Source organism: Siminovitchia jepli, assembly GCF_047228825.1.
Taxonomy (GTDB): Bacteria; Bacillota; Bacilli; order Bacillales; family Bacillaceae_C; genus Siminovitchia.
In genome coordinates, this window is sequence record NZ_JBFEGN010000006.1 from 24,178 (window position 1) to 49,724 (window position 25,547).

Here is a 25,547-nt window from a genome sequence, read left to right on the forward strand (position 1 = left end):
TGTCATTCACCTTCAATATTCACGGAAAGGGACATTCCTCTCCATTTATCTTCAGAAAGAAAAAAGACAGCTATTGGAGTAAAAAAATACAATAGCCATCTTTCTATAAATTTTAACGCGAAATAACAATTTTCGTCAAGTACGCAATCCTGTCAATGGATGTTACTTTTGTCGTGAACGGGGGTTCGATCTGTTTTCCGGGATCGTTGGAAACTTGAGGGAAAAAACAGCTTCATTTCGTTCTTTTAATGGAACGCGTTAAGGAGCTTTCCAGCAAAGCCTTCGCTCCCCGCATTTGCATGCTTTTCACAGGTGACCGCAGTTTCGCTAAGTTGCGACGCCAGCTTTCATAATTCCGCTTATCGATGAAAAGGATGTCGTGCGGTCCATTAGGATAATCCATGTAACTATTTTCTGCAATAACGGCCCGTTGGATCGGCAATTCCACCCCATTTTCACGAAAAATCCGGCTCACTACTTTGAAAATGCGATTGGCTGAAATCAATGGATTTAATACTTTGTCGCCCGTATCGGCGGCATTCATCCAAAAATGTGCGGACGATCCAAAATAAACCGCCCCCTCTGCCCCGTTTAAAAAAGCGAGGCAGAAAATCGTAGAAGGAGTCAGGAGCAGTGCCTCCAATTCCACCTCTGTTTTTTCAAACCGCAGAACCGGCTTATACATGACAAAAAAAGAATCCGGAAACCGCTGCAAGAGATCCCGCAAACGTTTATCCGTGTAATAGGTTGACTGGACGAACGATCTCTCTGTAATGGTCGTACTTGCCCATTGAATTTGGGATAAATATAACTTATCCAGAAATGACTGTTTCAAGCCGGTTTCAGCCTTGGCCAATCCGGTGTTTGTTCCTACCCTCTGCCCCATAGAATTTACGATAGCCTGCCATCTCCGTTTTTTGAGGCGGACAAACTTGGAAGAGTATTCCGAAAGGTCCTTTTCATAGCGGGATACATAATCTTGCAATTTGATCAGTTGCGCCATTCGTTTGTAAAACTACCTTTCATATCAATTTAAACGACTCCATCATTTCATATTTGGGAATATGATCCAATCGGGTGCGGTAAAGCACCACCTCCGTTGCCTCATAGGCAGCCCCCGGCAAACCGGGTAATCCTGTATAAATAAGGTCCCGAAGCTTTTGCGGCGAGAATGAATCCTCGCCCGCCCATTTGCGGGCAATGGTAATATGCGGCTTGAACGGCCTCGTTTCAAGCTCAAAACCTGCCTGATGGCACGCTGAATACACGTTTTTCCTTAATGCGGCCAATTGGTCCGTGCCTGTTGTGCCGATCCATAATATCCGCGGGCTTTTTGTTTGTCCGAACGTTCCCGCTTGATCGGGACGAAGCGATATGCGCTCCGTCCCCCGAACGGAATCTGCAACGAATTCAGCTGATTGGGCCAATCTATCTTTTTCAGCCTTCCCGAGAAAAGTAAGCGTAATATGGTAATCTTCTGGATGTACCCAGTTTTTAAAAGGGAATCTTCCCTTGATCCGCTCGCTGATTGAATGTAAATACGATTTCATTTCATCGGGCAGTGCAAGGGCAAAGAAATAGTGGTCAGAATGCATCAATGACTCCCCCTGATTGACTTATTTACTCATTTCTTCTTGAAAAAGCGCCTGAAGCCTGCGGGTTACAGATCCCGGCTTTCCGTCGCCAACCTGGATTCCATCCACTTTAACGACCGGCATAATCTCGGATGTTGTGCTCGTGATGAATATCTCATCTGCCTGGAGCAACTCTTCCACACGGTATTCTTCTTCTGCAAACAAAATGTTGTTTTCGGCACACAGCTTCAGTACGACCTGCCTCGTAATGCCGTTTAAAATCAAATTGGTTGCAGGATGAGTGATCACTTTTTCATCCTTTACAATATAAACGTTTGATGAGGATCCTTCCGTGACCGTTCCGGACCGGTGCAAAATAGCCTCATAGCATCCTTGATCGGCCGCTTCCTGCTTTGCCAGCACGTTCGGCAGCAGATTCAAGCTTTTGATATCGCAGCGGAGCCATCTGATATCATCTGCGGTAATCGCAGCAACACCATTCTCAAGCGCTTTTTCCGGCCGCGGCACTTCCGTTGAATAGGCGGTGAAAACCCCTTTTGTTCTGCTTGGATCCGGGAAGATGTGGCTTCTGGAAGCTGTTCCCCTCGTTACTTGCATATATACAGACCCAAGCTTTACACCGTTTTCCCTTATCAATTCACGGGTAAGAGAAAGGACTTCCTCCCTGGAAAAAGGAATTTCCAATTTTATTTTCCCCGCACTTGCAAAAAGCCGTTCAACATGTTCTTCCCCTGTGAAAAGCTTGCCGTCATAAACGCGGATGACTTCGTAAACGCCATCTCCAAACTGATATCCCCGATCTTCCAGATCGACCACCGCTTCGGATCTTTCCAAAATTTCGCCGTTAAAAATAACTTTTTCCATTTGTTATCATTCTCCTCTTCTCATCGTTATGAACGTGCCAATTCATAAAATGCCTGGGCATAAATCGCTGTCGCCTTGATGAGGTCATCGATTACCATGTATTCATCCTTTTGGTGGGCAACGTCATCCCGTCCCGGAAACAGTGCACCAAATGCCACTCCGGCCGTTAATGACCGGGCATACGTCCCGCCGCTGATCGATAACAGCTCCGCTTTTTCGTTTGTCTGCTCCTCATACACTTTCATCAGTTTTTGAATCAACACATGATCCTTCGGAACGTAATGGGGGTGTAAATTTCTCAGTTTAATCAAATCAAAATTGGCCCCTGAAGCAACATTTGCCAATTCCTTTATGCCTTTATCAAAAGGGAAAGTGGCAGGATACCGCATATTCAGCCCGAAACGTCCGCCATCTTCTTCATTATACGTCATGATTCCGACGTTGATCGTCAGTTCACCTGTAACCTCATCCTTATGCCGGACACCCAATGCTCTTCCTCGTGAATCACCGAAAAAGAAACGGACGGCCGCTTTTACAAACTCCATTCCTTTACGGTCAAGTTTTAATGTGGACAAAAAGCTTGCCAAAAGCAGCCCGGCATTTTTTCCATTATCCGGTTCCATCCCGTGGGCTGAAATTCCTTCCAGCTCCATTACCAAATATCCGCTATCTATATAATAAGACCCTGATACATTTTCCGCCTTTTTAAAATGATTAAAATGCTGAAGGAGTTCCGTGTGGTCACATTGAATATCAAGCACAGCCCGCGCATGGTCCGGTACCATGTTATAACGGCGGCCCGCCGAAAATGAGATTAACGTGTTTTGGGCGCCATATTCCTTTTCGGAATGTTTGTTTTGCACCAAATCGAAATCACAAATGCCTTTTTCGGCATTAATAATCGGAAAATCGGCATCCGGGGCAAATCCCATATCCGGCATTTCTTCATGCTGGAAATAATGGTGTACACAGCGCCAATCACTTTCCTCATCTGTTCCAATGATCATCCGAATGCGCTTTTCAATAGGCAGTCCAAGCTCCTTTACAATCTTCATGCCATAATAGGCGGCCATCGTCGGCCCTTTATCATCAATGGCACCACGGGCAAAAATTTTGCCGTCTTTCACTTCGCCCCCATACGGGTCTTTCGTCCAGCCATCTCCTTCTGGGACGACATCCACATGGCATAATGCAGCAACAAGCCCGGTACCTGAGCCCATCTCCAAATGTCCGGCTACATTTCCGACGTTTTTGGCGGTAAAACCATCGTTCTCCCCAAGCTGAAGCATATAATCCAATGCTTTTCTTACTTCTTTTCCAAACGGGGCATCTTCTGTTTTTTCCTTTTCATTCAAGACACTCTTAATTTGCAGGAGTCCCTGTAAATCTCTTATCATCCCGGCTTTTCTTTTTTCCGCTTCAGCCATCCAATCGATATTTGCCATAGACATAGCTCCTTTGAAGTACTTGCTGCCTACTATTGTACAACTTTTCAGCCCTGCAAAAAAAGGGTTAAAACTTGTTGAATGTATGGCATGACAAAGAGGTAAACAAGGCACATCCCTGTATAAGGCACTGCGAGGACTGCAGTCACTGCCTTTTTGCCTTTAAAATACCCTTCTTTCCCCGAATATTGCTTTGTAAAAGGATGGCTGCCGACTACTTTATGCCACACGGACCCGCTCCACACAATGACAGCAAAAAAACCGCAAACAGCGATCCCCAGCTTCATCCAAAGCGGCGGAATCATGACCAATGCAGCCGCTGTTACCCCGAGAATTCTTATATAACCCAAAAAATGTTCTATATTTCTTGTCGCAGCTTTAATAAACAATTCCAAGTAACCGGCTGTTTCGGTCCGTTTTTGAAATATTCGGTTTGATTTGGCATACAGGCGCGGACTTTTTCGAAGCGGTCTTGGCTTCGGCAATTTTTCCATGTCCATGGACAGCCCCAACAGGAACTCGGTCTGCTTTCGTTTTTCCCGTTCATCAATAGCAAGATCCTGTTCAAAAGTATGTATGCTCGTAAAGCGGGGATAATTCAACACGATCGAGCAAACCGTATTAAGCAGGGAGATCAGTATAATGAATATAACATGTCCATGCTCAAATGCCTGAAAACTGACATACCATATGACTCCGGCCCCGAGCCAGAGCGGAATATTCCTCAATAAACTGCGCCAGCCGCGCAAATGAACGTCCAAACGGCCCGTTGCAGCCATGATGAGCCATTTCAATGTCATCCACAAGCTAAAAAAGGACAAGAGCTGGAGACCGTTAAGATCGTAGTATTGATACCAGAACGGAGCAATCAGCAATGCAAGGAGGCATGTCTTCGGAATTTCAAATATGTATGAAAGCAGTATGCCGCCTTTTTTTAAGCCGATAAAAAGATGTTCTTTTTTCAATAAAAAAATACTGTCCGCTGCCCTGACATACGTTTTGAAATAACCGCCCCATAACAGAAAAAAGGAAGCCAAAAACACGAAAGAAAAAGGAATGTAATGAATCCAGCCGGGCACTTCCACCCACCATGATCGGTAAATAAAAAAGCCAATGACAATGCCTGGAATAACGAGATAAACGATTACAGTCCAATCCATCACCGACCGCATCGATTTTATTTTATACTCCCCATTTTCCAACAACCTGTTCCAGAGCAGGCGCCTGCTATTCATCGTCTCCATCCTCCAATGAAATGCACGAATACAGGCTGCCATCTTCGGAGCCGCATTGATGCAGCACCTCATCGAGTGTTCCAGACGACTTGATCGTTCCTTTTTCCACAATAAGGAAAGAGTCGCAAATACGCTGTGCCGTATCCAAAATATGTGTACACATTAATATTCCGGTTCCACGTGCCCTCTCTTGATCAAGCATGTCGAGCAACAGCCTTGTGGAACTCGGGTCAAGCCCCATAAAAGGCTCATCAATGATGAGCAAATCAGGTTTTGTAAACATGGCAAGGGCAATCATCCCTTTTTGCTGCATTCCCTTTGAAAATGTTCCCGGGAACTCATGAATTTTGTCAGTCAAACGAAAGGCTTTTAAAAGCTCCTTGGCATATGCAAGATTCTCTTCCCTCAGCTGCTCTACAGCACATACAAACTCAAAATGCTCCCAAAGAGTCAATTCATCGTAATAAATCGGTCTTTCCGGAATATAAGAATAAGAAGTGCCTTCCTTCTTTTCAATTTCCCCTTCCACAAACGGCAATTCGCCAAGCACCGCCTTGATTGTCGTGCTCTTGCCGGCTCCGTTTGCACCGATCATTCCGGCCAGTTCCCCTTTATTGATGGAAAAATGGATATTGGAAATGATGGATTCATTCGGTTTGTATCCGGCCTGGCTTATGTTTGCTTTTAAAAGCGGCAAATTCCTCACCTCTTCTTAAGTTCGCTTATATTAAAATACGATTTCCCGCAAAAATAGTTTCATTGCAAAGATTAAATGTGACAAATTACGACCTTTTTCTGCCAATTCATATAAATCCCTTTTAAACCAGGCAAAATTGCGGTAAAATGGAACTATCTGATATTTTAGTTTTAATCAAAAGATGTTAATCAAAGAGAAAAGGAGTTGTCCGCAAGGAATTACGACGAAGACTGCACTTCTCATATGCAGATGTCCGCACCTTCTGCCAAGGAATTCAAGATGAGGGAGTGGTTTTTTGAAACCTTCTACGAACAGAATGCTCACCAGGATCAAGGATGTATATTTGTACATTAAAGAAAACGGAACCGTGACGACACGGGAACTGGCTGATGCATTCGGCAGTACACCTCGCACCATTCAAAGAGATTTGAATGTGTTAGAATACAATGACCTAATCAGCAGCCCGCGCCGCGGGAAGTGGACAACAACAGAGAAAAAAGTCAAATTAACATCTTAGATTAAGAAAAGCGCAAGTGCCTTTCACATTGACGTACAGACTTTAGGCTGTCTTATCAGGGAGATGGTCCCTAGGCGCTGGAGCTCGACAAAATTTCGGACCGAAATTTCAAAGAAAGGTTTTACTTTCTTTTTAAAACAAAAAGCCGCCTTCTTTTTAAAAGGGAGGCGTATTTTTTTTATGTATATCTTACCTTTTTTTATTTCTTCCGGCTCCTGCAGCCCGAACCAGCCAATAGAAAACCGCTGCCCGTCTTTCTTGCAGTAAGAAGCGAGAGGTTGGCCGGATAGATTTGGATCGTATGTCGGGGTTCCCCGATCGTATTTGGGCAATACTCGATCGTATTTCGAAGTTCCCCGATCGTATTTGTGTAAAACCGGATTGTATATTCTTAAAAATACCACAGTCCAATGACCATGGCAGACCCCCAAATTATGCTTTCTTTACTAACAGGGAAATCACCCATTCTGCCTAACAAGAAAAATATCATGGAAATAGGCCATCGTCTATACTTTTCTGGCATATGAACATAGGCTGATGGTGCAGGATACAAATGATGAGGAGTGTATACCATGTTTATAGATTATCGACAGCAAATGCCCGGAATGCAGCAAATGCCGATGGGCATGCAAGGATTTCCACCCATGGGTATGCCGATGGGCCAGCCCATGGAGATGCAGCAGCCCATGGAAATGCAGCAGCCCATGGAAATGCAGCAGCCGACAGGATTCCAGCCGCAGTTTGCGGAACAACAGAGTGCCCCGCAATTTTTTCCGGGCGGCGGGCAAGGCGGGGGCGGATTCGAAAGAAGGCTGGAGCGCATTGAAAGGCAAATTGAACGGATCAACAGGCAAGTTAACCGTCTTGACAACCGTGTCTTAAGAATCGAAAGGCAGCTCGGGTTCGGAAGACCCGAAGACCTTGAAGCGCATGACTATTCCGGAGGATATTACTAAAAGAGGCAACCGCAAGGATCCCTCTTGCCTTTATCACTTTATTCCGCATATACCGGCAGAAAAGATTCCCGCCCCATGAGATTAGGCGAGATATCCGATAGATTCAACTCCAATCAGCGGGGGATGAAAGCCCCCGCTGATTGGAGTTTATGATGAAATGTGAAGGCGCTGCTTCAGCCTTTGCAGCCGTGCGCCAAACAATCTGTCCGCCAGGCCGGATTTCAGACCCAAATAACCGTAGATGGCAGCACCAAGACCCGCACACAGCACGATGATCAAAATGGATTGAATGATCGATTCCGGGGAAAGAACAAGCAGCAATAAACGGTATAGCCCGTAGACGGGAACGGCCATTACGATATTGAATATAACGATTAAAAGCGACCTTCGGTAAACAAGTCTAATGGGATAAGCTGCAAATTTTTTGATGACAAACAAATTGATAACGATTGCTACACCATATCCCAGAGCTGTAGCGTATACGGCACCTTCTGTTGAATAAGCCTGGATGAACGGCATATTAAACGAAAGTTTTACAAGCAGCCCGGTGAGCAAACTGAGTATCGTAAACCGCTGTTCATCAATCCCCTGCAAAATGGCTGCCGTTACAGAGTATAACGCAAATAAAATAGCTACCGGAGCATATGTGCGGAGCACTTGCGCCCCGTATTGATCATACCCGAAAAACATTGTGTACATCGGGTCTGCCAAAAGGGCAAGCCCGATCGCAGCAGGAATTGTTATAAAAAGAAGGACCTGAAACGTTTGATCCAGCTGGCGGAACATTTGCTTTCGATTATCGTTCACAAATGATTCGGTTATTAGCGGAACAAGAGTCAATGCAAATGCCGTAGCCAGGGAAACGGGAATAATGACAAGCTTGTGGGTGGTCATATTCAAGATGCCGAGTGAATCCATTGCCTCTGCAGCCCGGCCCGCTTCCGCCATTGCCCTGTTAAATGTCAGTTGATCGATAAACTGAAAAAGCGGATTCGCAATTCCAACCATAACGAACGGAAAAGCATAAACGACAATTTCCTTATACATTTCCGGAAGCGATACTGCCAATGTTCCCCGATCATGCCGAAGCAGTTGGTCCAAACCGGGTTTTCTTTTTTTCCAATACCAAAACAGAACAATGAGGCTTGCAATCCCGCCAATAAAGGCAGCGAAAGTGGCTACACTAATGGCGGTGACAATATCTTTTTTGAGCACATACAGGACAAAAAAGGTACCGGCCAACAGAAAAATAATGCGCGCCAGCTGCTCTACAACCGTTGAAACAGCAGACGGACCCATGGATTGATGCCCTTGGAAGAAACCCCTGATTAAACTCATCACCGGGATAATCAAGAGCGCAAAACTGACAGCCCTTATCACCGTGGCCACATCGGCCGTTGTGTAGTTATGTTTTGTTTCCGCACCTTTTAAAACCAGTTCTGCCAGCTGCGGGGCAAGTCCATACATGGCCAAAAAGGATATTATACCTGTAGCCAGCATGACGAAAATGCCCGAGCGAAACAGCTTTCGGCCCACTGCATACTCTTCAAGCGCATTGTACTTTGCGATATATTTGGAAACAGCCAACGGCACGCCTGCCGTTGCAATACTGATGAAAATGGTATAAGGAACATAGCCAAACTGATACAAAGCGGAAGGCTCATTGCCGCCGATGATCCTATAGAAAGGAATTACATAAAGCAGTCCAAGCACTTTCGATAATATGGTCCCGAGCGTTAATATAAATGTACCCCGAATTAATTTAGAAGACATGCAATCTCGTACTCTCCATTGATTTATTTAAAAGGCAGCCTGATTTCTGTTTGTCTAGATTAGACGCAGCCAGGCGATTGAAATTATTTTTAACCGGCATCTACCGAGTTGGTCTGTTTCTACCACAGATGGGCCACCCGCCACACGGATGCCAACTTTCATTGTCTCCATGTCTTGATAAAAAATCATTATCATTCTCTACTGTTATAGTGTACAGTGATCGACGGCATTTGACAATGAACAGTATAGTGACATTTGCTTTTGCCATATTCGGCAGTTTACAATATAATAACCGAAAAATCGACAAGGTGTTGAAACAAAATGAATGCTGACGTGATTGTTATAGGCGGCGGCCCGTCTGGTCTGATGGCTGCCATCGCCGCTGCAGAACGAAAAGCGAAGGTTCTGTTGTTGGACAAAGGAAGCAAGCTTGGACGAAAGCTGGCTATTTCGGGCGGCGGCCGCTGCAATGTAACGAACAGGCTCCCGATCGATGAAATCATCCGCCATATACCCGGAAACGGCCGATTTCTGTACGGAGCTTTTTCCATCTTTAACAATGAGGATATTATCCGTTTCTTTGAAAATCTCGGTATTCGGTTAAAAGAAGAAGATCATGGCCGGATGTTTCCGGTTACCGATAAAGCCCAGTCAGTCGTTGATGCCTTATTATCCTATTTGAAAGATTTGGGTGTCTCGATTCGAACGAACACCCCTGTTAAAGATATTTTATACGGCAAGAATACAGTGGAAGGGGTGTTGCTGGAAAATGGCGAAGCATTATCCTGCCGGTCTGTTGTGGTAGCGGTCGGCGGAAAATCCGTTCCCCACACCGGCTCTACCGGGGACGGTTTCCCGTGGGCAGAAAAAGCGGGGCATACCATTGCCGAACTTTTTCCTACAGAAGTTCCCGTTACTTCAGATGAAGCTTTTATCAGAGACAAAACGCTGCAGGGCTTGTCACTCAGAGATGTGGGAGTCAGCGTCCTCAATCCGAAAGGAAAGCCGATCATCACACACCGAATGGACATGATCTTTACCCACTTCGGCATTTCCGGACCCGCCGTCCTCCGCTGCAGCCAATTTGTTGTAAAGGCAAAGAAAAAGTGGCATGCAGAAGAAGTGACGATGCGGATTGACGCTTTGCCCGAGAAACACCAGGAGGAATTATTTCAGGAAATTAAAAACATGTTGAAGGATGAACCGAAAAAAACGGTAAAAAACACGCTAAAAGGATTGCTTCCGGAACGTTACCTGCTTTTTTTGCTGGAAAAAAGCGGAATTGAACCGTCAATGCAAGGGGCAACCATATCAGCAGATAAAATCAGGGCATTTGCTGCTCATTGCAAGCATTTCGAGTTTACCGTAAATGGCACGCTCCCCTTGGAAAAAGCATTCGTTACGGGCGGAGGCGTCTCTGTCAAGGAAATTGATCCGAAATCGATGGAATCAAAGTTGATGAAAGGATTGTTTTTTTGCGGAGAAGTATTGGATATATACGGATATACCGGCGGCTACAATATTACGGCAGCGTTTGTCACAGGACGGCTCGCCGGGGAAAATGCGGCCAAACAATAAAAGAGGAATACCCTGCGGTGTGGATTTCCTCCCTCATTGCACATACATCACCATGGCACTGAAGCAATACACTTGTTCATCTCCTGCTTCACCGAGCATCGCAATGTTGTATTTAATGTCAACGACGTCTTTTCTGTCCAGTCCGCTTAAAAAGTCGTTTATTTCTTCTTCAAGATCCTCCTCGTGCTCGCAATCAAACAGCTTTACCTGAAGCACAGTCTCCACCTCTCCGTTTTTTTAAGCATTATTTCCAAAATAATCAGACTTCATGCTTGGAAATAAATAAATATTAACGCTTCGGCTTCAACTCTCCGGTCCACTTGAGCATGCCGCCGGCCATGTTGACTATATGTTCATATCCTTGGGCCCAAAGATATTTACAAACTTGTCCGCTTCGGCCTCCGGATCGGCAAATAATAATATATTCATGTTTCGGATCGAGTTTGTCGAGATAATCCGGAATATCGCCCATCCGGATATGAACCGCTTCCGGAATCATCCCTTCAGCCACTTCCTCATCTTCCCGGACGTCAATTAAATGCAGCGTTTCCCCTTTTTCAAGCCGTTCTTTTACCTCATCAGGCGTAATTGTTTTTATATTCATTTTGACACCTTCCCCTATAAGAAATCTTTATGCTTATAACAAGTAAGAAAAGCCTCGGGCAGTTGAGGCTTTTCTTCATCAATTCGCAACGATATTCACCAATTTGCCTGGCACTGCAATCACTTTCCTGATGGTCTTTCCTTCAATGAGCGATTTTATTTTCCCATCGTTTTTTGCCGCTTCTTCAAGCTCTTCCTTGCTTGCCTCACGGGAAACGACCAATTTGGACCTTACTTTCCCGTTAATTTGGACGACAATTTCCACTTCATCGGAAACAAGTTTCGCTTCGTCGTATTGAGGCCAAGGCTCATAGGAAATCGACTCTTCATGGCCGAGCTTTTGCCATAATTCCTCCGCAATATGCGGAGCAATTGGAGATAACAGCTTCACGAAGCCTTCGATATATTCTTTTGGAAGAGTTTCTGCTTTATATGCTTCATTAATGAACACCATCAATTGCGAAATGGCAGTGTTAAAATGCATCGCTTCAAAGTCTTCCGTCACTTTTTTGACCGTTTGATGATATACTTCCTCAAGCTGTCGGCCCGTTTGAACACTTACTTTATCCGTAAGCTTTCCATCTTCGGCAACGAGCAGGCGCCAAATTCGGTCCAAGAAACGGCGGGCTCCGTCGAGGCCGGTCGTTGACCATGCAGCCGACGCTTCAGGGGGCCCCATGAACATTTCATATAGTCGGAGAGTGTCTGCTCCGTGGCTTTCAATAATATCATCCGGGTTGACGACATTTCCTTTTGATTTACTCATTTTTTCATTGTTTTCCCCAAGAATCATCCCTTGGTTAAACAATTTTTGGAACGGCTCTTTTGTCGGGACAACACCAAGATCGTATAAGAATTTATGCCAAAAACGGGCGTACAGCAAATGGAGTACGGCATGCTCGGCTCCGCCGATATACACATCAACGGGCAGCCAGCTTTGCAACAACTTCTTATCAGCCAGCTCCTTGTCATTATTCGGGTCGATAAACCTCAAGTAATACCAGCAGCTTCCAGCCCATTGCGGCATCGTATTCGTTTCCCTGCGGCCCTTTTTCCCTGTCGCCGGGTCTTCCACGTGAAGCCAGTCAGTCATATTGGCAAGCGGGGACTCACCGGTTCCCGATGGTTTAATTTCATCTGTTTCAGGCAATAAAACCGGGAGCTGGTCTTCTGGAACGGCTGTCATCGTACCATCTTCCCAATGGATGATCGGGATCGGCTCTCCCCAGTAGCGCTGGCGGCTGAACAGCCAATCGCGCAAACGGTAAGTGACTTTTCTTTTGCCATGCCCTTCCTTTTCAAGCCAATTGATCATCTTTTCGATCGCTTCTTCAAGCCCCAAGCCGTCCAGGAATCCGGAATTTACGTGCGGGCCGTCGCCGACATACGCTTCTTCTTCAATATTGCCGCCGGAAACGACTTCTTTAATGTCCAACCCGAATTTTTGGGCAAATTCATAGTCTCTTTCATCGTGCGCGGGAACAGCCATAATGGCACCAGTGCCATAGGAAGCCAACACATAATCCGCTATCCAAATCGGCATTTTTTCGCGGTTTGCCGGGTTGATGGCATAAGCCCCTGTAAAAACACCTGTTTTTTCTTTGGAAAGATCGGTTCTTTCCAGGTCGCTTTTGGATTTAATGTTGTCAATATAAGCTTCCACTTCCGATTTTTGTTCAGCAGTCGTAATTTTGGCAACGAGTTCATGCTCGGGAGCAAGTACCGCGTATGTCGCTCCAAACAAAGTATCCGGCCGGGTTGTAAAAGCCGTAAATGTTTCGTTGTGGCCGTCGATGGAAAAAGTGATTTCCGCTCCTTCGGAACGGCCAATCCAGTTGCGCTGCATATCTTTAATGCTTTCCGGCCAATCGAGCTCATCCAAATCTTCAATCAGGCGGTCCGCATATTTTGTAATTCTTAGAATCCATTGTTTCATCGGACGGCGTTCAACAGGATGGCCGCCGCGTTCACTTTTTCCGTCAATCACTTCCTCATTGGCAAGTACGGTGCCGAGTGCCGGGCACCAGTTGACCGGCACTTCATCAACATAGGCAAGCCCGTGCTCAAACAGTTTCAGAAAAATCCACTGTGTCCACTTGTAATAGGCAGGATCCGTCGTGTTAATTTCCCGGTCCCAATCATAGGAAAAACCGAGCGACTTGATTTGTTTTCGAAACGTATTGATATTATGCTCGGTAAATTCGGCCGGGTCATTTCCCGTATCAATTGCGTATTGTTCGGCCGGAAGACCGAACGCATCCCACCCCATCGGGTGGAGGACGTTATACCCTTGCATCCGCTTCATGCGGGCAAGAATGTCCGATGCCGTATAGCCCTTCGGATGCCCGACATGAAGTCCTGCCCCTGAAGGATACGGAAACATATCAAGTGCATAAAATTTCTTTTTCCCTTCATTTTTAGTTGTTCTAAACGTTTTGTTTTCTTCCCAAAAGCGCTGCCATTTTTGCTCGATCTCTTTATGGTCGTAACTCATTAAGATGATGCCTCCTACCTTATACTAAATAGAAAAACCCCTCATCCCGGTAATAATCCTGGGACGAGAGGTGTGTTTTCTCCCGCGGTACCACCCATGTTAGCGTATAGCCCGCTCACTTCATAGATCCTTAACGCAGAGAACGGCAAGCATTACCGGAAAAGGCGGGATAAACCGTTTTCTTTCACACCTGCAACCCGAAAGGGGAGTTCCTGATGGTCCCGGTTGGCTTCCACCTGCCGCCAACTCTCTGAAAACAGGGTGACATCAATACTGGTCCTTCGTTACCGTTTTAAAATATTATATTATCTTTATACCCCATTGTAGACAATTTTAGACAGGTTTTCAAGCCCATCCCGATGCTAATGATGAATCATTTTATTTATGCTAATTTGAGCGGTGCCCCGACTCGCATTCTACAATGGGGGGCACCGCTCAAATCACTTCTTAATGCCACGTGCTGTATACTGTACGGTCATGGTTCAGGAGAATCATTTTGTTTTGCAGCTGCTGAATTTTCAGGCGGACCCTGTACAGCCGTTCGCGCTGACCGGGGTTGGCGCTTTCAGATATTTTTCGAAGCTGGACGAGCATGGCTTCAAGTTCCTGCAGCGCATCGCTGTATTCCACATCATGGTAATGCTCCTGTCTGCTTCCTTCATCATATTGCTCTTCCGCAAACATAATGGCCGATTCACAGCGGTTGATAAATTGTTCAATCGTCTGCCTCGTCGCCATTCCATAACCCTCCTCTTTTTTCGACGGGCTTTCAGGCTCGTCTTCCTGTAGTTTGTACTCAAATCTTGACGGTTATGTTACAATTTTGTATGAATTCTTGAGGAGGAGCTAAACCATGAATCTGGAAGGGGTACTTTCTTTTACAAGGACCGTCATGCAGAGGGTTGTGCGGCCCGGCGGTTTTGTTGTAGATGCAACTGTCGGAAATGGCCATGACACACTGTTTTTGGCACAGCTTGTCGGGGAAAAAGGCCAGGTGTTTGGATACGATATTCAACAAGAAGCGATTGCCCATACGAAAAAACAATTGCGGGAACGCGGACTGCTTGAACGCGTTACTTTATTTCAAACTGGCCATGAACATATTTCTGAAACGATTCCCGAACAAATTCACGGGAGTCTAAGCGGAGCCATGTTTAACCTTGGTTATTTGCCTGGCGGGGATAAATCTATTGTTACCAAGGCGGAAACGACAATCATGGCGGTCAATCAGTTGTTGAAAATGATGGCTTCAGGCGGCATTATCGTTCTCGTTGTATACCATGGCCACAAAGAGGGGGAGAAAGAACGTGACCAGCTTATCGAATTTTCCCGGAGCCTGGACCAAGATGTCGTACAAGTCCTCCAATATGCTTTCATCAACCAAAGAAACAATGCACCCTTCGTTCTTGCTTTTGAAAAAAAATAAATAGAAAAATTTTATCCAGTTGCAGCTGGTCCCTGGGAAACATGGCTGACATACTCACCCTTTAAAAGTACTCCAAATGTTCTCCATTCGGAGCAATTGCTTCATTGAACGGATCACCCCCTTTTCACAGGCATGAGGCCTGTCTTTTTTTCGCTTTTTTGTCTGCGTCTTTTCCTGTCGTATAATGTTTAGCTTTTCCCCTACAGGGTATTACCGTTATTGACACTTTTTGCAAACGGAAAGGGGATAGCAGATGATTAAAAGGGCACTATTTATATCCGATCATGGCGGATATAGCAAGCAGAAAATTCCAATGGGATTCATTAATAAAAGATGTGATGGGGATTTATAAGGAGGTCGTTAATGCCCATGGTGCACTTGTTGGCCACGGACTTGGATGGCACCCTGGTTGGCGACAGGACAGGGTTGAAAAAACTGCTCGCCTATTTGGATAGCAAACCTTATGAAGTCAAGCTGGTTTATGTTACAGGGAGACATCTTCATTCCGCCCTGACTCTAATCAGCAAGGAACAATTGCCGCACCCGGATGCTCTTATTACAGACATCGGCACTTCCATTTATACAGGGGCCGCTTTGATCATGGACGAAAGTTGGGATCTACAAATGAAGCTTCATTGGAAACCGGAAAAAATCAAAAAAATCGCGGGAACTTGTGAAGGCTTAATCCCCCAGCTTTTGCCGGATGACCGCCGGCTTTCATATGTTGTTTCCTCCGATGCCCCAGTGAAAGAGTTTCAGATCAAATTGAAGGAAGCAGACATTTCCCATAAATTTGTTTTTAGCGCCAACCGGTATATAGACATTCTTCCCAAAAAGAGCGGGAAAGGGAATGCTTTAAAATATGTGCTCAAACAGTATTTTTCTGATCAGGTCCGAGTGTTGATTGCCGGTGATACCGGAAATGACGAAGACATGCTGGCGCTCGGGCACCCGGCTGTCATTGTCGGCAATGGCCATAGCGAATTATACAGGCTTGAAGAATATCCTTTCATCTACCGGGCTGAACAGCATTATGCCGGAGGAATCCAGGAAGCTTGGGAATATTTTTATGCATCTGAGAACTTGGCAGCAAATTCTGAAGTGGAGCAATGAATAGCCTTCGAAGAGAAGGTTTTACCTTTTGCGGTCATGTCTTTCAGCTTTTCCTTGGACCAGGGGCATCGCCTTCGCTTCTATTTTTGACACTCCCCGCCAAGATGGCAAGAGGGGCTGTAAAAAAAAAGCGCCCCTTAGTCCCTTCCTGGGAATAGCGGAGTGAAGCAGGCAATGATACAGCCCCAATTGATGATGTACATCCACCAATCTTTTTTCGATGGGAAAATACATCAGCCCCCTCTTTATTTAACGGAAGAGGACAACTCTTTTGAAGTCCCCATCAGTATTCTTTGGACAGCCCTGTAGGCCCGTCCGTTCCAATAAAAAAAGTAGCTGATGAAGCCGCCCCGTTTCATGATTTTTCTAGCCATCGATTTAACGCTTTCCTGCTGATGAACTTTATGGTCGGACAAATAAATGCCGAGCAGGCCCCTGTTGATCAAACGATGGAATTTCCTGTCAGGCAGATTTTTCGTATGCTTGTCAGCTTCATCCAAAAAATGGATAAATCTGTTTAACATTTCTTCATTATTTTTATAGTAAAAGCAAAAATTCAAATCTCCGCCTTCTCTATCCTCATCCTGGTCGATGAAGTAATCGAGCAAAATATGCAGGCCCTGTATATAGGGAAAATACCCATCTCGAATCATGTGGGCATGTTCTTCCAGAAAATTGTACCTCATGGCGTAAGATACGAGACAGAAAATCCCCAAAGTGGAGCCCGAACAAGCGGAAAATTCATGCCATCCCATCTTTGGCAATCCCCGTTCATATTTGGCAAACCAATTTTTCAAACGGGCCTCCCGCTCTTCCGTTCGAACATGCTTATGTATTTGCAAATCACAATAATATGTGCACAGTTCAAATAAATGGGGTTTGATCGTTTCGTAATGGGGAACATTTTCAAGAACGGATTGGCACGTCTTCATTAAATCAGCCAGGTAGCCGCCATCATCCCGGTCCTCCCGATAACGGTAATAATCCCGCTGCGGTGCACCGATTGTCAACGCGTCTTCCATTGCTTCATGAAGCGCGGCGAAATCTTTCGGATCAAGAGAAGTGCTCCGGTCGCATAGATTATCCAGGTAGTCGCTGATCGTTTGATAGGCGACGATAAATTTGATCGCGTCCCTCTTTTTTTCCAGCGCGGCCAGCGCCATGATCGCTCCGCCCTCACAATGAAACATTTTTTGTTCAATGCTGGCCAAAGCCTGCTGTCTCAGTTCGTTGTTTGGTATTGCCTCCGCACGCTGTTTCCAGTAACCGAGTTCTGTATGAACAGCTGGCATAATTTTGCGGTATACTTTATTCATTAATGTAATCGGATGAGTTGGCAGCATATTGGACATCACCTCATTTAGTTACCATTATACTCTATCAGAAGCAGCTCGTTGTGAATAAAATTCTTTGCATATTCAAATATGAGCTCTCTTTCAGGCTCATTGAAAATTTCATGATAACACTTCGGCCATTCTTTATAAAGCTTTTCGGTGATCGTGAGCCGATTAAACCAATCGGCCACGTCCTCTTTGTCTACAATTTTATCATCTCCGCCCTGCATGACCAAAAGAGGAACATCCGGAAAGGTTGAAATGTTTGTGAAAGCTGCCTTCATCGCTTTTAAAAGTTCTCTGTACCAGCGGACAGATACTTTTGTAACAAATAAACTGTCGTTTAAAGCCCGGTCCTTTACATCCTCGTTCCTTGTAACCAAGTCAACATTTAAATTGCTTTTTACCTTGATCTCCGGAGCGATCCAGTTCAAGCCGACAGATAAGGCGTTGACCGGCAGCGGCGGATACTCCGCAAGCCCCAGGCAAGGAGATGAAAGAATGACGCCTGCAGGCTTTATTTTTCTTTCCTGAAGAAGCCTGATGACTGTCAGACCGCCCATGCTGTGGCCAAGAAGAAATACGGGCAGTGCATACTTTTCGGCTTCCTCAATCCAGTTTTCCACTTCGATAATGTATTCGTTAAAAGAGTCGATATGGCCCCTTTGCGAGCGGGTTGTCAGCCCCTGTCCCGGCAAATCTCCCGTTACAATATGAAAATGGTTCACACGCCACATTTCTATGAGCCATCCGTAACGCCGATGGTGTTCCATGGCACCGTGAACAAGGACGATAACCGCGCGGGCTTTCCCTTCAGCTTCCCATTTTCTCATGTTGAAAAACTCCTCGCCTAATATTTTTTAAGAACATCAATGAAATGATTGAGTCTCCTTCTTTTTATGATACGTATACATTCCCCTTTTTCTCCTTGAAGAATCTCGCAACACTTTTTCCACTATTTTCGTTAAGATAGAGATAGATCAATGGTTAGGAAAAACGCTGGTGCGTCTTTCCCAGACGCCGGAGGTCAGAAGCCGGATTGGTACCAATTTGCAAAAGAGCAAATTTATACAATCTTAACTTTCAAGAAAGGATGTTTCATTATGGCTATTTACCCTTACAACGGAAAAACACCGAAAATTGCACCATCCGTGTTTATTGCGGATTATGCGACCATCACCGGTGATGTCATCATCGGGGAGGATTCGAGCGTTTGGTTTAATTGTGCCATTCGCGGGGATGTTGCCCCAACAATCATCGGTAAAAAAGTAAACATTCAAGACAATTCTGTTCTGCACCAAAGCCCCGGGAACCCGCTTATTATCGAGGATGAAGTGACAGTGGGGCATCAAGTGATCCTCCATAGTTGTATTATAAGAGAAAAAGCCCTAATTGGCATGGGATCCATCATTTTGGATCAGGCGGAAATCGGGGAGGGTGCCTTCATAGGAGCCGGCAGCCTCATTCCCCAAGGAAAAGTGATCCCTGCAAACACGGTTGCCTTTGGCCGGCCGGCAAAAGTGATCCGCAAAGTGACAGATGCCGACAGGGCAGAAATGAAGAGAATTTCAAGAGAATACGCTGAAAAAGGCGCTTATTATAAATCATTGCAAAAATAGTGGAACGTTCACATAATTGTCAGTACATGAGCGTTAAAGCTTTCCTTATTTTTGCCGATTAAAACAATAAGCAGTAAATGATTTGTTATAAACCAGGTGATGATAATGGATGGAACGGCCCTGTACTATATGATGATCCCTTTACTCCTGCTCGTGTTGCTGTTTCTTTATTATAAGCGGGATTCATTGGGCTACACGATTGCTGTCTTGGTTTCAGGAGCAACTTTTATTTTTGTTTTATTTAACACTGTTTATTCCCCGAAAAACAATCATGCGGTTGCTTTCCAGGGAGCAGCAAGGAATGGGGATCTCGAAATCATCCCCATTAAAGATCAGGTATTACTGGACGCCCCGGTTATCAAACAGCTTCCTGAGCTGCCGCGGGGCTGCGAGGTGACGGCCCTCGCCATGCTTTTGGAAAGCGCGGGCGTCCATGCCGACAAAATGAAACTCGCAAAAGAAGTAAAGAAGGACCCCACTCCCCGCATCGTAAAAAACGGAAAAGTACATTTCGGAAATCCTCACGAAGGCTTTGTAGGGAATATGTATACGTTCAGCGAACCGGGGCTTGGCGTTTATCACGAACCGATCATGGAACTGGGGGAAAAATATTTGCCCGGACAGATGGTCAATTTGACAGGAGAGTCGTTCGAAGAATTAAAGATTCCCCTTTCGAGCGGCAGGCCGGTCTGGGTCATCATCAATGCCGAATACCGGGAACTGGATGACTCGTATTTTGAAACGTGGGAAACAACATCAGGCCCGATCAAAGTTACGATGAAGGAACATTCAGTGCTTATAACGGGCTATGATGGGCAATACGTCTATTTCAACGACCCTTTGACAGGAAAGAAAAACAAAAAAGCACCCATTCAGGATTTCGAAAAATCATGGGTGCAAATGGGCAGCCAGGCCCTTACTTACTCAGGAGATTAAGAGCCTGAAGCGGCTGCCTCGGGTTCTTTTTGAAAATCGTATTTTTCTTCCACAAAAACGGCATGCCATATCATGAAGACAAGCACCGTCCAAATTTTACGGCTGTGATCCAATTTTCCACGGCAATGTTCATCCAGCAAATCAAGTACATATTGCTTGTTGATGAATTGGCTCGTTTCACTTTGTTTAATGGTGTTAACCGCCCAATCATGCATTTCCGCCTTCAGCCAATGCCGGATCGGAACCGGGAATCCAAGCTTTTTCCGGTTAAGTACATGATCCGGAACAATTCCTTCCGCTGCTTTTCTCAAAATGTACTTGGTTGTACCGTTTGCCGTTTTCAACGATGTCGGAATTTTCGATGCGACTTCAAACACTTTTTTATCAAGGAACGGAACGCGCAATTCAAGCGAGTGGGCCATCGTCATCCGGTCCGCCTTGAGTAAAATATCCCCGCGCATCCACGTGTGGATGTCAATATACTGCATCCGGTCTACCGGGTCATACCCGGTTGTTTCGGCGTACAAAGGCCTTGTCACATCCCGGAAATCGACATTTCTGTTATATTTTCCAAGTAACGCCTGCTTTTCTTCCTCGGAGAACATTTTCGCATTTCCGATATATCTTTCCTCCATTGGCGTAACCCCGCGTTCAATGAAGCTTTTTCCCCTTACGCCTTCCGGCAGGGTACTGGCCAGAGACCTTAGCAAAGCTTTTCCGACATCGGGAATTTTATTGAACATCTCCAACGATTGCGGCTCCCTGTATATGTTGTAACCGCCGAACAGCTCATCGGCTCCTTCCCCTGATAAAACAACCGTTACATGTTTTCTCGCTTCGCGTGCCACAAAATATAAAGGAACGCAAGCAGGATCTGCAAGTGGGTCATCCATATGCCACATAATTTTTGGCAGTTCATTTATATATTCTTCCGGAGAAATGACATAGCTGATATTTTCCACTCCGAGGCGGTCAGCCGTTTCTTTTGCTACGTCAATTTCACTGAATCCCTCTCTCTCAAAACCGACGGAGAACGTTTTAATATTCGGATGAAATTGCTTGGCAATCGATACGATCAGTGACGAGTCAATTCCTCCGGACAGGAAAGATCCGACAGGCACATCGCTTCTCATATGAAGGTTAACCGAGTCAAACAGGACATCCCGGATCTCTTTTATAAAATCTTCCTCCGTGCGGTGGCCGGCGGGGGCAAAGCTTGCTTTCCAATAACGGGATATTTTCATCGGCTCTCCCGGTTTTTTTGTAAAATAATGGCCAGGCTCCAATTTTTTAATATCTTTCGTCATTGTGTCCGGTTCTGGAACGAACTGGAAAGTCATGTAATGCTGCAAGGAATCCGCATTTAACTCGCTGGCTTCCATCGCAAGCAAAATGCTCTTTTTCTCGGAAGCAAAAAAGGTTTCCCCCTCTCTTTCCAAATAGAAAAATGGCTTGATCCCAAACGGGTCACGCGCGCCAAACAGCTCCTGCTTTTCTTTGTCCCAGATGGCAAAAGCAAACATGCCGCGCAAATGCTCGACCGCTTTTTCCCTTAACTCGCTGAACAAGGCTAGGATAACTTCCGTATCAGATTCTGTTTCAAAGGACACCCCTTTTTTTACGAGTTCCTCACGCAATTCCACAAAATTGTATATTTCACCATTAAAGATGATCCAGTAACGTTCATTTTCAAATGAAAGGGGCTGGCCTCCACTTTCTATATCGATAATGCTCAACCGCCTGAATCCAAACCGGATATGGTCATCGGAATAATAACCTTCGTCATCCGGACCGCGGTGGATAATCAAGTCGTTCATCCGCTTTAATACTTGTTGCTCTGATTCGTTTTGTTCTTTTGCATGTTCATGGATGCAACCGATAAAACCGCACATTTTGTGTCACCTACTCCAATTAAATTCAAGCCATACCTTACTTATATTAACATTATTTTCTCTTTATTGGCAGAAAAAACATATCAAAATTTGTATCAAAAAGTCAAAAAGAAAGAGGATGACCAAATGCGGACCGCTCCAGCATAATTGCATTCGTCCGGTGTTTAGCCCATTTCAGTTCGAAAACGGTTTTGCAACAAGCCAGCTCTTCCTTTCTCATATTCTTTCAACAGTGTTTGCACAATTTCTTTCGTTGTTTCCATTTTCTTGACATTGGTGACCCCCTGGCCTGCGGACCAAATTTCACGCCATGCCTTTACATTAACCAAATGTGACAAATCCACTTCGTCTTTCGACGTTAACGATGCTGGGTCAATTCCTTCTTTGATCAGGCTGGGAATGAGAACATTCGCATGAACGCCGCTGAAAGCATCTGTATAAAGAATGTCTTCTATCGTGGATTGCAGTACCATGTTTTTATATTCATCATTCGCATTGCTTTCTTTCGCTGCCAAAAAACGTGTTCCCATGTAGGCATAGTCTGCCCCCATCACTTGTGCCGCCAACACATCTTTGCCTGTGGAAATCGATCCCGACAAAATAATCGTTCCGCCAAAAAATTCTTTTACCGCTGCGATGAACGCAAATGGGTTGAGTCTTCCCCCATGTCCCCCAGCCCCGGCACACACTAAAATCAAGCCATCGATTCCTGTTTTGGCTGCTTTTTTGGCATGGTCAATATTGGCTACATCCGAATAAATAAGTCCGCCGTATCCGTGCACAATATCCTTTACTTCTCCGGGATGTCCAAGGGATGTAATGACGATCGGCGGTTGATACGTCCGGATGAGTTCAATATCCTCATCATATCTTTTATTTGCTTTTCTGTGACAAATAAAATTCACTGCCCAAGGCATGCCTTCCAAATTTTTATGTACTTCTTCCAGCCATTGTGCACACACGTCAGCAGGACGGGCATTTAAAAGCGGAAAAGATCCAATGACGCCGGCTTTCCCTGCTTCAATAACCATTTTGGGTGTGGACACTAAAAACATCGGCGCCACGATGACAGGAAGTTTAAGCATCTTCCATCACCTCCGGAGTCCCGTTGCCCTCAGTTTCATAAAATAAACATTCCATCAATTCAGCGAAGATGTGTTCCCTTTTCATCCTGATTCCCCCTCGTAGAATTTTCCTATAAATCATTCTCCCACAACAAGAGCCAGCGTCAACCCATGCAGGTTTTTCCGGCTCCTTTTTGACTGCAAAAAACGAAGCCGCATATTCGCAGCTCCGCTATTTTTAAAACAATCCTTTTAATGAAGCGAAACGGGCAATCGCTTCAGCTTTATCTGTTCTTTCCCAAGGCAAATCGATATCCGTCCGTCCAAAGTGCCCGTAAGCAGCCGTTTGTCTGTAAATGGGACGGCGCAAATCAAGCATTTTAATAATGCCTGCGGGGCGGAGATCAAAGTTTTCCCGAATCGCTTTTACCAATATTTCTTCATCCACTTTTCCGGTTCCAAAGGTATCCACCGAAATCGAAACGGGCTGCGCAACACCAATTGCATACGCAAGCTGAACTTCACATTTATCGGCAACCCCTGAAGCCACAATATTTTTGGCAACATATCTTGCCGCGTACGCTGCAGAACGGTCTACCTTCGTCGGATCCTTCCCGGAAAAGGCGCCGCCTCCGTGACGGGCATATCCTCCATACGTATCGACGATAATCTTTCTTCCGGTTAATCCTGCATCCCCCTGTGGACCTCCAATGACAAATCGTCCTGTCGGGTTGATAAAATATTTTGTCTGATCATCAATCAATCCGGAAGGAACGACTGGCTGAATGACATGTTCTTTTATGTCATCCTGAATTTGTTCAAGTGTCACTTCGGGATGGTGCTGGGCCGAAATGACAATCGTGTCCACACGTACCGGCTTTCCGTCCTCATTGTATTCAATGGTTACTTGTGTTTTTCCGTCGGGACGCAAGTATGCTACCTCTTCATTCTTGCGAACTTCTGCCAGCCTCCTTGAAAGCTTGTGAGCCAATGAGATCGGAAGCGGCATCAGTTCTTTCGTCTCGTTGCATGCATAGCCGAACATGAGGCCTTGGTCCCCTGCTCCGATCGCTTCAATTTCTTCATCGCTCATCTCGCCTTCCCTTGCCTCAAGGGCAACGTTGACTCCCGCGGCAATATCGGGAGATTGCTCATCAATCGAAGTAATGACCGCACATGTTTCGGCATCAAAGCCGTATTTTGCCCGCGTATAACCAATGTCTTTCAAAGTATCGCGAACGATTTTTGGAATATCCACATAAGTAGATGTTGTAATTTCCCCTGCCACCAAAACAAGTCCGGTTGTTACGGACGTTTCACATGCCACACGGGCATTTGCATCCTCGGCAAGGATGGCATCCAATATGGCATCAGAAATCTGATCACAAATTTTATCCGGATGTCCCTCAGTAACGGACTCAGATGTAAATAATCGCCGGTTTTTGGACATCAAAGCTCCTCCTTTAAACAATAAATGATGAATTAAACTGAACATTCTCCTATCCATTTGAAACACTTTAATACGAACATGCCAAAAAAGCAAAAAACCTTTCCCGCAGCAAATGTTGAGGAAAGGTTTTTTTCGTATTCCGAGCCTTTCACTCTTATCGTCCAAGGCTTTTGGCCTTGCTACAGGTAAGCACCTTTCTATTCGCCAAGCACAGTTGCTTGCTCATAGCAGGTTGCCGGGCTTCAACGGACCTGTTTCCTCCACCATCTCAGGATAAGAGTATCCATTCATTATAAAATCATAACTTAAATGATAAAATGATGTCAACGGGGAACCCTTAATGATTATAGAAAGTTGCTGAAATGGACAGAAAGCACTTTATATATTTTTTTCATCCAAAAGCGCCCTTCATGGCTTTTTTGTAAAAAAGCTCAAGGCGCCTGTATCGGCAGAAAATATAAGGCAAATGGCCGAGGAAGACTTGACTTGAATTAGTGATTAGCCAACTGTCAATATTATCCACTAAAAAAGCAAAAATTTCATAAATAATAGACGCCCCGCCCCGCTATCAGGAGGGAAAGTCCTATCCACTGGGTCGTATGACCATCTAAGCGACCTGTTTTACAAAACCATCAAATTCGGGCTCTTTTTAACGCGTCTAAGTGACTGGATTGTCGATTTTAACTTTTTCGGGCTCCAGGAAACACTCCACGTGGCCGAAGCGACGGATTTTCAACCTTTACGGTCACTTAGAACCTCTCTACGTGACCCAAATGACGGACTTTCACCCTTTACGGTCACTTAGAAACTTTCTACGTGACCCAAATGACGGACTTTCAACCCTTACGGTCACTTAGAGCCATTCTACGTGACCCAAATGACGGACTTTCAACCCTTACGGTCACTTAGAGCCATTCTACGTGACCCAAATGATCGATTTTCACCCTTTACGGTCA

Annotated in this window: 23 protein-coding genes, 1 riboswitch and 1 other annotated feature; of the genes, 7 read left to right on the forward strand and 16 right to left on the reverse strand. The window is 45.3% G+C overall.

Annotated elements, in window-relative coordinates; all coding sequences use genetic code 11:
- Positions 1-232: 232 nt before the first annotated feature.
- From AB1L08_RS04720 to AB1L08_RS04745, 6 genes are read right to left on the reverse strand one after another with little or no spacing between them, the layout of a single operon-like run.
- Positions 233-1,003 (reverse strand): nuclease-related domain-containing protein, encoded by a 771-nt coding sequence (locus AB1L08_RS04720; RefSeq protein WP_413063531.1) that lies wholly within the window; start codon positions 1,001-1,003, stop codon positions 233-235.
- A gap of 19 nt (positions 1,004-1,022) precedes the next feature.
- Positions 1,023-1,595, reverse strand: a complete 573-nt coding sequence (gene thpR, locus AB1L08_RS04725) for an RNA 2',3'-cyclic phosphodiesterase (RefSeq protein ID WP_413063532.1) — start codon at positions 1,593-1,595, stop codon at positions 1,023-1,025.
- Positions 1,596-1,616: 21 nt separating this feature from the next.
- Positions 1,617-2,459, reverse strand: a complete 843-nt coding sequence (gene dat, locus AB1L08_RS04730) for a D-amino-acid transaminase (RefSeq protein ID WP_413063533.1) — start codon at positions 2,457-2,459, stop codon at positions 1,617-1,619.
- Between the two features lie 26 nt (positions 2,460-2,485).
- The gene (pepV, locus tag AB1L08_RS04735; RefSeq protein WP_413063534.1) at positions 2,486-3,904 is read right to left on the reverse strand and encodes a dipeptidase PepV; all 1,419 of its coding nucleotides are present in this window, start codon (positions 3,902-3,904) and stop codon (positions 2,486-2,488) included.
- Positions 3,905-3,951: 47 nt separating this feature from the next.
- Positions 3,952-5,139 (reverse strand): ABC transporter permease, encoded by a 1,188-nt coding sequence (locus AB1L08_RS04740; protein ID WP_413063535.1) that lies wholly within the window; start codon positions 5,137-5,139, stop codon positions 3,952-3,954.
- Positions 5,132-5,845, reverse strand: a complete 714-nt coding sequence (locus tag AB1L08_RS04745; protein WP_413063536.1) for an ABC transporter ATP-binding protein — start codon at positions 5,843-5,845, stop codon at positions 5,132-5,134. Before AB1L08_RS04745 ends, AB1L08_RS04740 begins: the two co-directional genes overlap by 8 nt.
- A 286-nt stretch (positions 5,846-6,131) precedes the next feature.
- Here AB1L08_RS04745 and AB1L08_RS04750 point away from each other — a divergent pair, with 286 nt between their 5' ends.
- A complete protein-coding gene (locus AB1L08_RS04750) occupies positions 6,132-6,353 on the forward strand; it encodes a DeoR family transcriptional regulator (protein WP_077111916.1) in 222 nt (73 codons plus the stop codon).
- Between the two features lie 572 nt (positions 6,354-6,925).
- Positions 6,926-7,309 (forward strand): hypothetical protein, encoded by a 384-nt coding sequence (locus AB1L08_RS04755; protein ID WP_413063537.1) that lies wholly within the window; start codon positions 6,926-6,928, stop codon positions 7,307-7,309.
- A gap of 147 nt (positions 7,310-7,456) precedes the next feature.
- Here the strand turns inward: AB1L08_RS04755 and AB1L08_RS04760 are convergent, their stop codons facing one another.
- Complete coding sequence (locus AB1L08_RS04760) at positions 7,457-9,082, reverse strand: putative polysaccharide biosynthesis protein (RefSeq protein ID WP_413063538.1); 1,626 nt, start codon at positions 9,080-9,082, stop codon at positions 7,457-7,459.
- A 321-nt stretch (positions 9,083-9,403) separates the two neighbouring features.
- On the opposite strand from AB1L08_RS04760, the gene AB1L08_RS04765 reads away from it, so the two are divergent.
- The gene (locus AB1L08_RS04765; protein ID WP_413063539.1) at positions 9,404-10,660 is read left to right on the forward strand and encodes a BaiN/RdsA family NAD(P)/FAD-dependent oxidoreductase; all 1,257 of its coding nucleotides are present in this window, start codon (positions 9,404-9,406) and stop codon (positions 10,658-10,660) included.
- A 33-nt stretch (positions 10,661-10,693) separates the two neighbouring features.
- Here the strand turns inward: AB1L08_RS04765 and AB1L08_RS04770 are convergent, their stop codons facing one another.
- The 4 genes from AB1L08_RS04770 to AB1L08_RS04785 form a co-directional block, all read right to left on the reverse strand.
- On the reverse strand, positions 10,694-10,876 hold the full coding sequence (locus AB1L08_RS04770; protein WP_413063540.1) for a sporulation protein Cse60: 183 nt from the start codon (positions 10,874-10,876) through the stop codon (positions 10,694-10,696).
- A gap of 73 nt (positions 10,877-10,949) precedes the next feature.
- A complete protein-coding gene (locus tag AB1L08_RS04775; RefSeq protein ID WP_413063541.1) occupies positions 10,950-11,264 on the reverse strand; it encodes a rhodanese-like domain-containing protein in 315 nt (104 codons plus the stop codon).
- 78 nt (positions 11,265-11,342) lie between these two features.
- The gene (leuS, locus tag AB1L08_RS04780) at positions 11,343-13,757 is read right to left on the reverse strand and encodes a leucine--tRNA ligase (RefSeq protein ID WP_413063542.1); all 2,415 of its coding nucleotides are present in this window, start codon (positions 13,755-13,757) and stop codon (positions 11,343-11,345) included.
- A gap of 56 nt (positions 13,758-13,813) precedes the next feature.
- Positions 13,814-14,054: a binding site (T-box leader), on the reverse strand.
- A 150-nt stretch (positions 14,055-14,204) separates the two neighbouring features.
- Positions 14,205-14,495 (reverse strand): YtzC family protein, encoded by a 291-nt coding sequence (locus tag AB1L08_RS04785; RefSeq protein ID WP_413063543.1) that lies wholly within the window; start codon positions 14,493-14,495, stop codon positions 14,205-14,207.
- Positions 14,496-14,610: 115 nt separating this feature from the next.
- Between AB1L08_RS04785 and mnmM the strand changes: the two genes are divergently transcribed.
- Together mnmM and AB1L08_RS04795 are read left to right on the forward strand one after the other, a co-directional pair.
- Positions 14,611-15,183, forward strand: coding sequence for a tRNA 5-(aminomethyl)-2-thiouridylate-methyltransferase MnmM (mnmM, locus tag AB1L08_RS04790; RefSeq protein ID WP_413063544.1), 573 nt, complete (start codon positions 14,611-14,613; stop codon positions 15,181-15,183).
- 363 nt (positions 15,184-15,546) lie between these two features.
- Complete coding sequence (locus AB1L08_RS04795; protein WP_413063545.1) at positions 15,547-16,296, forward strand: HAD-IIB family hydrolase; 750 nt, start codon at positions 15,547-15,549, stop codon at positions 16,294-16,296.
- 245 nt (positions 16,297-16,541) lie between these two features.
- On the opposite strand, the gene AB1L08_RS04800 is transcribed toward AB1L08_RS04795, so the two are convergent.
- A complete protein-coding gene (locus tag AB1L08_RS04800) occupies positions 16,542-17,639 on the reverse strand; it encodes a tetraprenyl-beta-curcumene synthase family protein (RefSeq protein WP_413063546.1) in 1,098 nt (365 codons plus the stop codon).
- Between the two features lie 17 nt (positions 17,640-17,656).
- Complete coding sequence (locus AB1L08_RS04805) at positions 17,657-18,463, reverse strand: alpha/beta hydrolase (RefSeq protein WP_413063547.1); 807 nt, start codon at positions 18,461-18,463, stop codon at positions 17,657-17,659.
- A 270-nt stretch (positions 18,464-18,733) separates the two neighbouring features.
- Here AB1L08_RS04805 and AB1L08_RS04810 point away from each other — a divergent pair, with 270 nt between their 5' ends.
- Complete coding sequence (locus tag AB1L08_RS04810) at positions 18,734-19,249, forward strand: gamma carbonic anhydrase (protein ID WP_413063548.1); 516 nt, start codon at positions 18,734-18,736, stop codon at positions 19,247-19,249.
- 105 nt (positions 19,250-19,354) lie between these two features.
- Positions 19,355-20,185, forward strand: coding sequence for a C39 family peptidase (locus tag AB1L08_RS04815; RefSeq protein ID WP_413063549.1), 831 nt, complete (start codon positions 19,355-19,357; stop codon positions 20,183-20,185).
- Here the strand turns inward: AB1L08_RS04815 and asnB are convergent.
- The 3 genes from asnB to metK all read right to left on the reverse strand — a co-directional run bounded on the left by asnB (position 20,182) and on the right by metK (position 24,591).
- Complete coding sequence (gene asnB / locus AB1L08_RS04820; protein ID WP_413063550.1) at positions 20,182-22,077, reverse strand: asparagine synthase (glutamine-hydrolyzing); 1,896 nt, start codon at positions 22,075-22,077, stop codon at positions 20,182-20,184. The two genes, AB1L08_RS04815 and asnB, sit on opposite strands and share 4 nt — an antisense overlap.
- A gap of 164 nt (positions 22,078-22,241) precedes the next feature.
- Positions 22,242-23,162: an NAD(P)H-dependent flavin oxidoreductase gene (locus tag AB1L08_RS04825; RefSeq protein WP_413063551.1), complete on the reverse strand. Its 921-nt coding sequence runs from the start codon at positions 23,160-23,162 to the stop codon at positions 22,242-22,244.
- A gap of 217 nt (positions 23,163-23,379) precedes the next feature.
- On the reverse strand, positions 23,380-24,591 hold the full coding sequence (gene metK, locus AB1L08_RS04830) for a methionine adenosyltransferase (RefSeq protein WP_413063552.1): 1,212 nt from the start codon (positions 24,589-24,591) through the stop codon (positions 23,380-23,382).
- 151 nt (positions 24,592-24,742) lie between these two features.
- Positions 24,743-24,871, reverse strand: a riboswitch (SAM riboswitch).
- Positions 24,872-25,547: the final 676 nt, after the last annotated feature.

Coding starts and splice junctions, on each gene's coding strand:
- AB1L08_RS04720 (WP_413063531.1), bottom strand. CDS start 1,003: ATGGCGCAACTGATCAAATTGCAAGATTATGTATCCCGCTATGAAAAG.
- thpR (WP_413063532.1), bottom strand. CDS start 1,595: ATGCATTCTGACCACTATTTCTTTGCCCTTGCACTGCCCGATGAAATG.
- dat (WP_413063533.1), bottom strand. CDS start 2,459: ATGGAAAAAGTTATTTTTAACGGCGAAATTTTGGAAAGATCCGAAGCG.
- pepV (WP_413063534.1), bottom strand. CDS start 3,904: ATGGCAAATATCGATTGGATGGCTGAAGCGGAAAAAAGAAAAGCCGGG.
- AB1L08_RS04740 (WP_413063535.1), bottom strand. CDS start 5,139: ATGAATAGCAGGCGCCTGCTCTGGAACAGGTTGTTGGAAAATGGGGAG.
- AB1L08_RS04755 (WP_413063537.1), top strand. CDS start 6,926: ATGTTTATAGATTATCGACAGCAAATGCCCGGAATGCAGCAAATGCCG.
- AB1L08_RS04760 (WP_413063538.1), bottom strand. CDS start 9,082: ATGTCTTCTAAATTAATTCGGGGTACATTTATATTAACGCTCGGGACC.
- AB1L08_RS04765 (WP_413063539.1), top strand. CDS start 9,404: ATGAATGCTGACGTGATTGTTATAGGCGGCGGCCCGTCTGGTCTGATG.
- AB1L08_RS04775 (WP_413063541.1), bottom strand. CDS start 11,264: ATGAATATAAAAACAATTACGCCTGATGAGGTAAAAGAACGGCTTGAA.
- leuS (WP_413063542.1), bottom strand. CDS start 13,757: ATGAGTTACGACCATAAAGAGATCGAGCAAAAATGGCAGCGCTTTTGG.
- AB1L08_RS04785 (WP_413063543.1), bottom strand. CDS start 14,495: ATGGCGACGAGGCAGACGATTGAACAATTTATCAACCGCTGTGAATCG.
- mnmM (WP_413063544.1), top strand. CDS start 14,611: ATGAATCTGGAAGGGGTACTTTCTTTTACAAGGACCGTCATGCAGAGG.
- AB1L08_RS04795 (WP_413063545.1), top strand. CDS start 15,547: ATGCCCATGGTGCACTTGTTGGCCACGGACTTGGATGGCACCCTGGTT.
- AB1L08_RS04800 (WP_413063546.1), bottom strand. CDS start 17,639: ATGCTGCCAACTCATCCGATTACATTAATGAATAAAGTATACCGCAAA.
- AB1L08_RS04805 (WP_413063547.1), bottom strand. CDS start 18,463: ATGAGAAAATGGGAAGCTGAAGGGAAAGCCCGCGCGGTTATCGTCCTT.
- AB1L08_RS04810 (WP_413063548.1), top strand. CDS start 18,734: ATGGCTATTTACCCTTACAACGGAAAAACACCGAAAATTGCACCATCC.
- AB1L08_RS04815 (WP_413063549.1), top strand. CDS start 19,355: ATGGATGGAACGGCCCTGTACTATATGATGATCCCTTTACTCCTGCTC.
- asnB (WP_413063550.1), bottom strand. CDS start 22,077: ATGTGCGGTTTTATCGGTTGCATCCATGAACATGCAAAAGAACAAAAC.
- AB1L08_RS04825 (WP_413063551.1), bottom strand. CDS start 23,162: ATGCTTAAACTTCCTGTCATCGTGGCGCCGATGTTTTTAGTGTCCACA.
- metK (WP_413063552.1), bottom strand. CDS start 24,591: ATGTCCAAAAACCGGCGATTATTTACATCTGAGTCCGTTACTGAGGGA.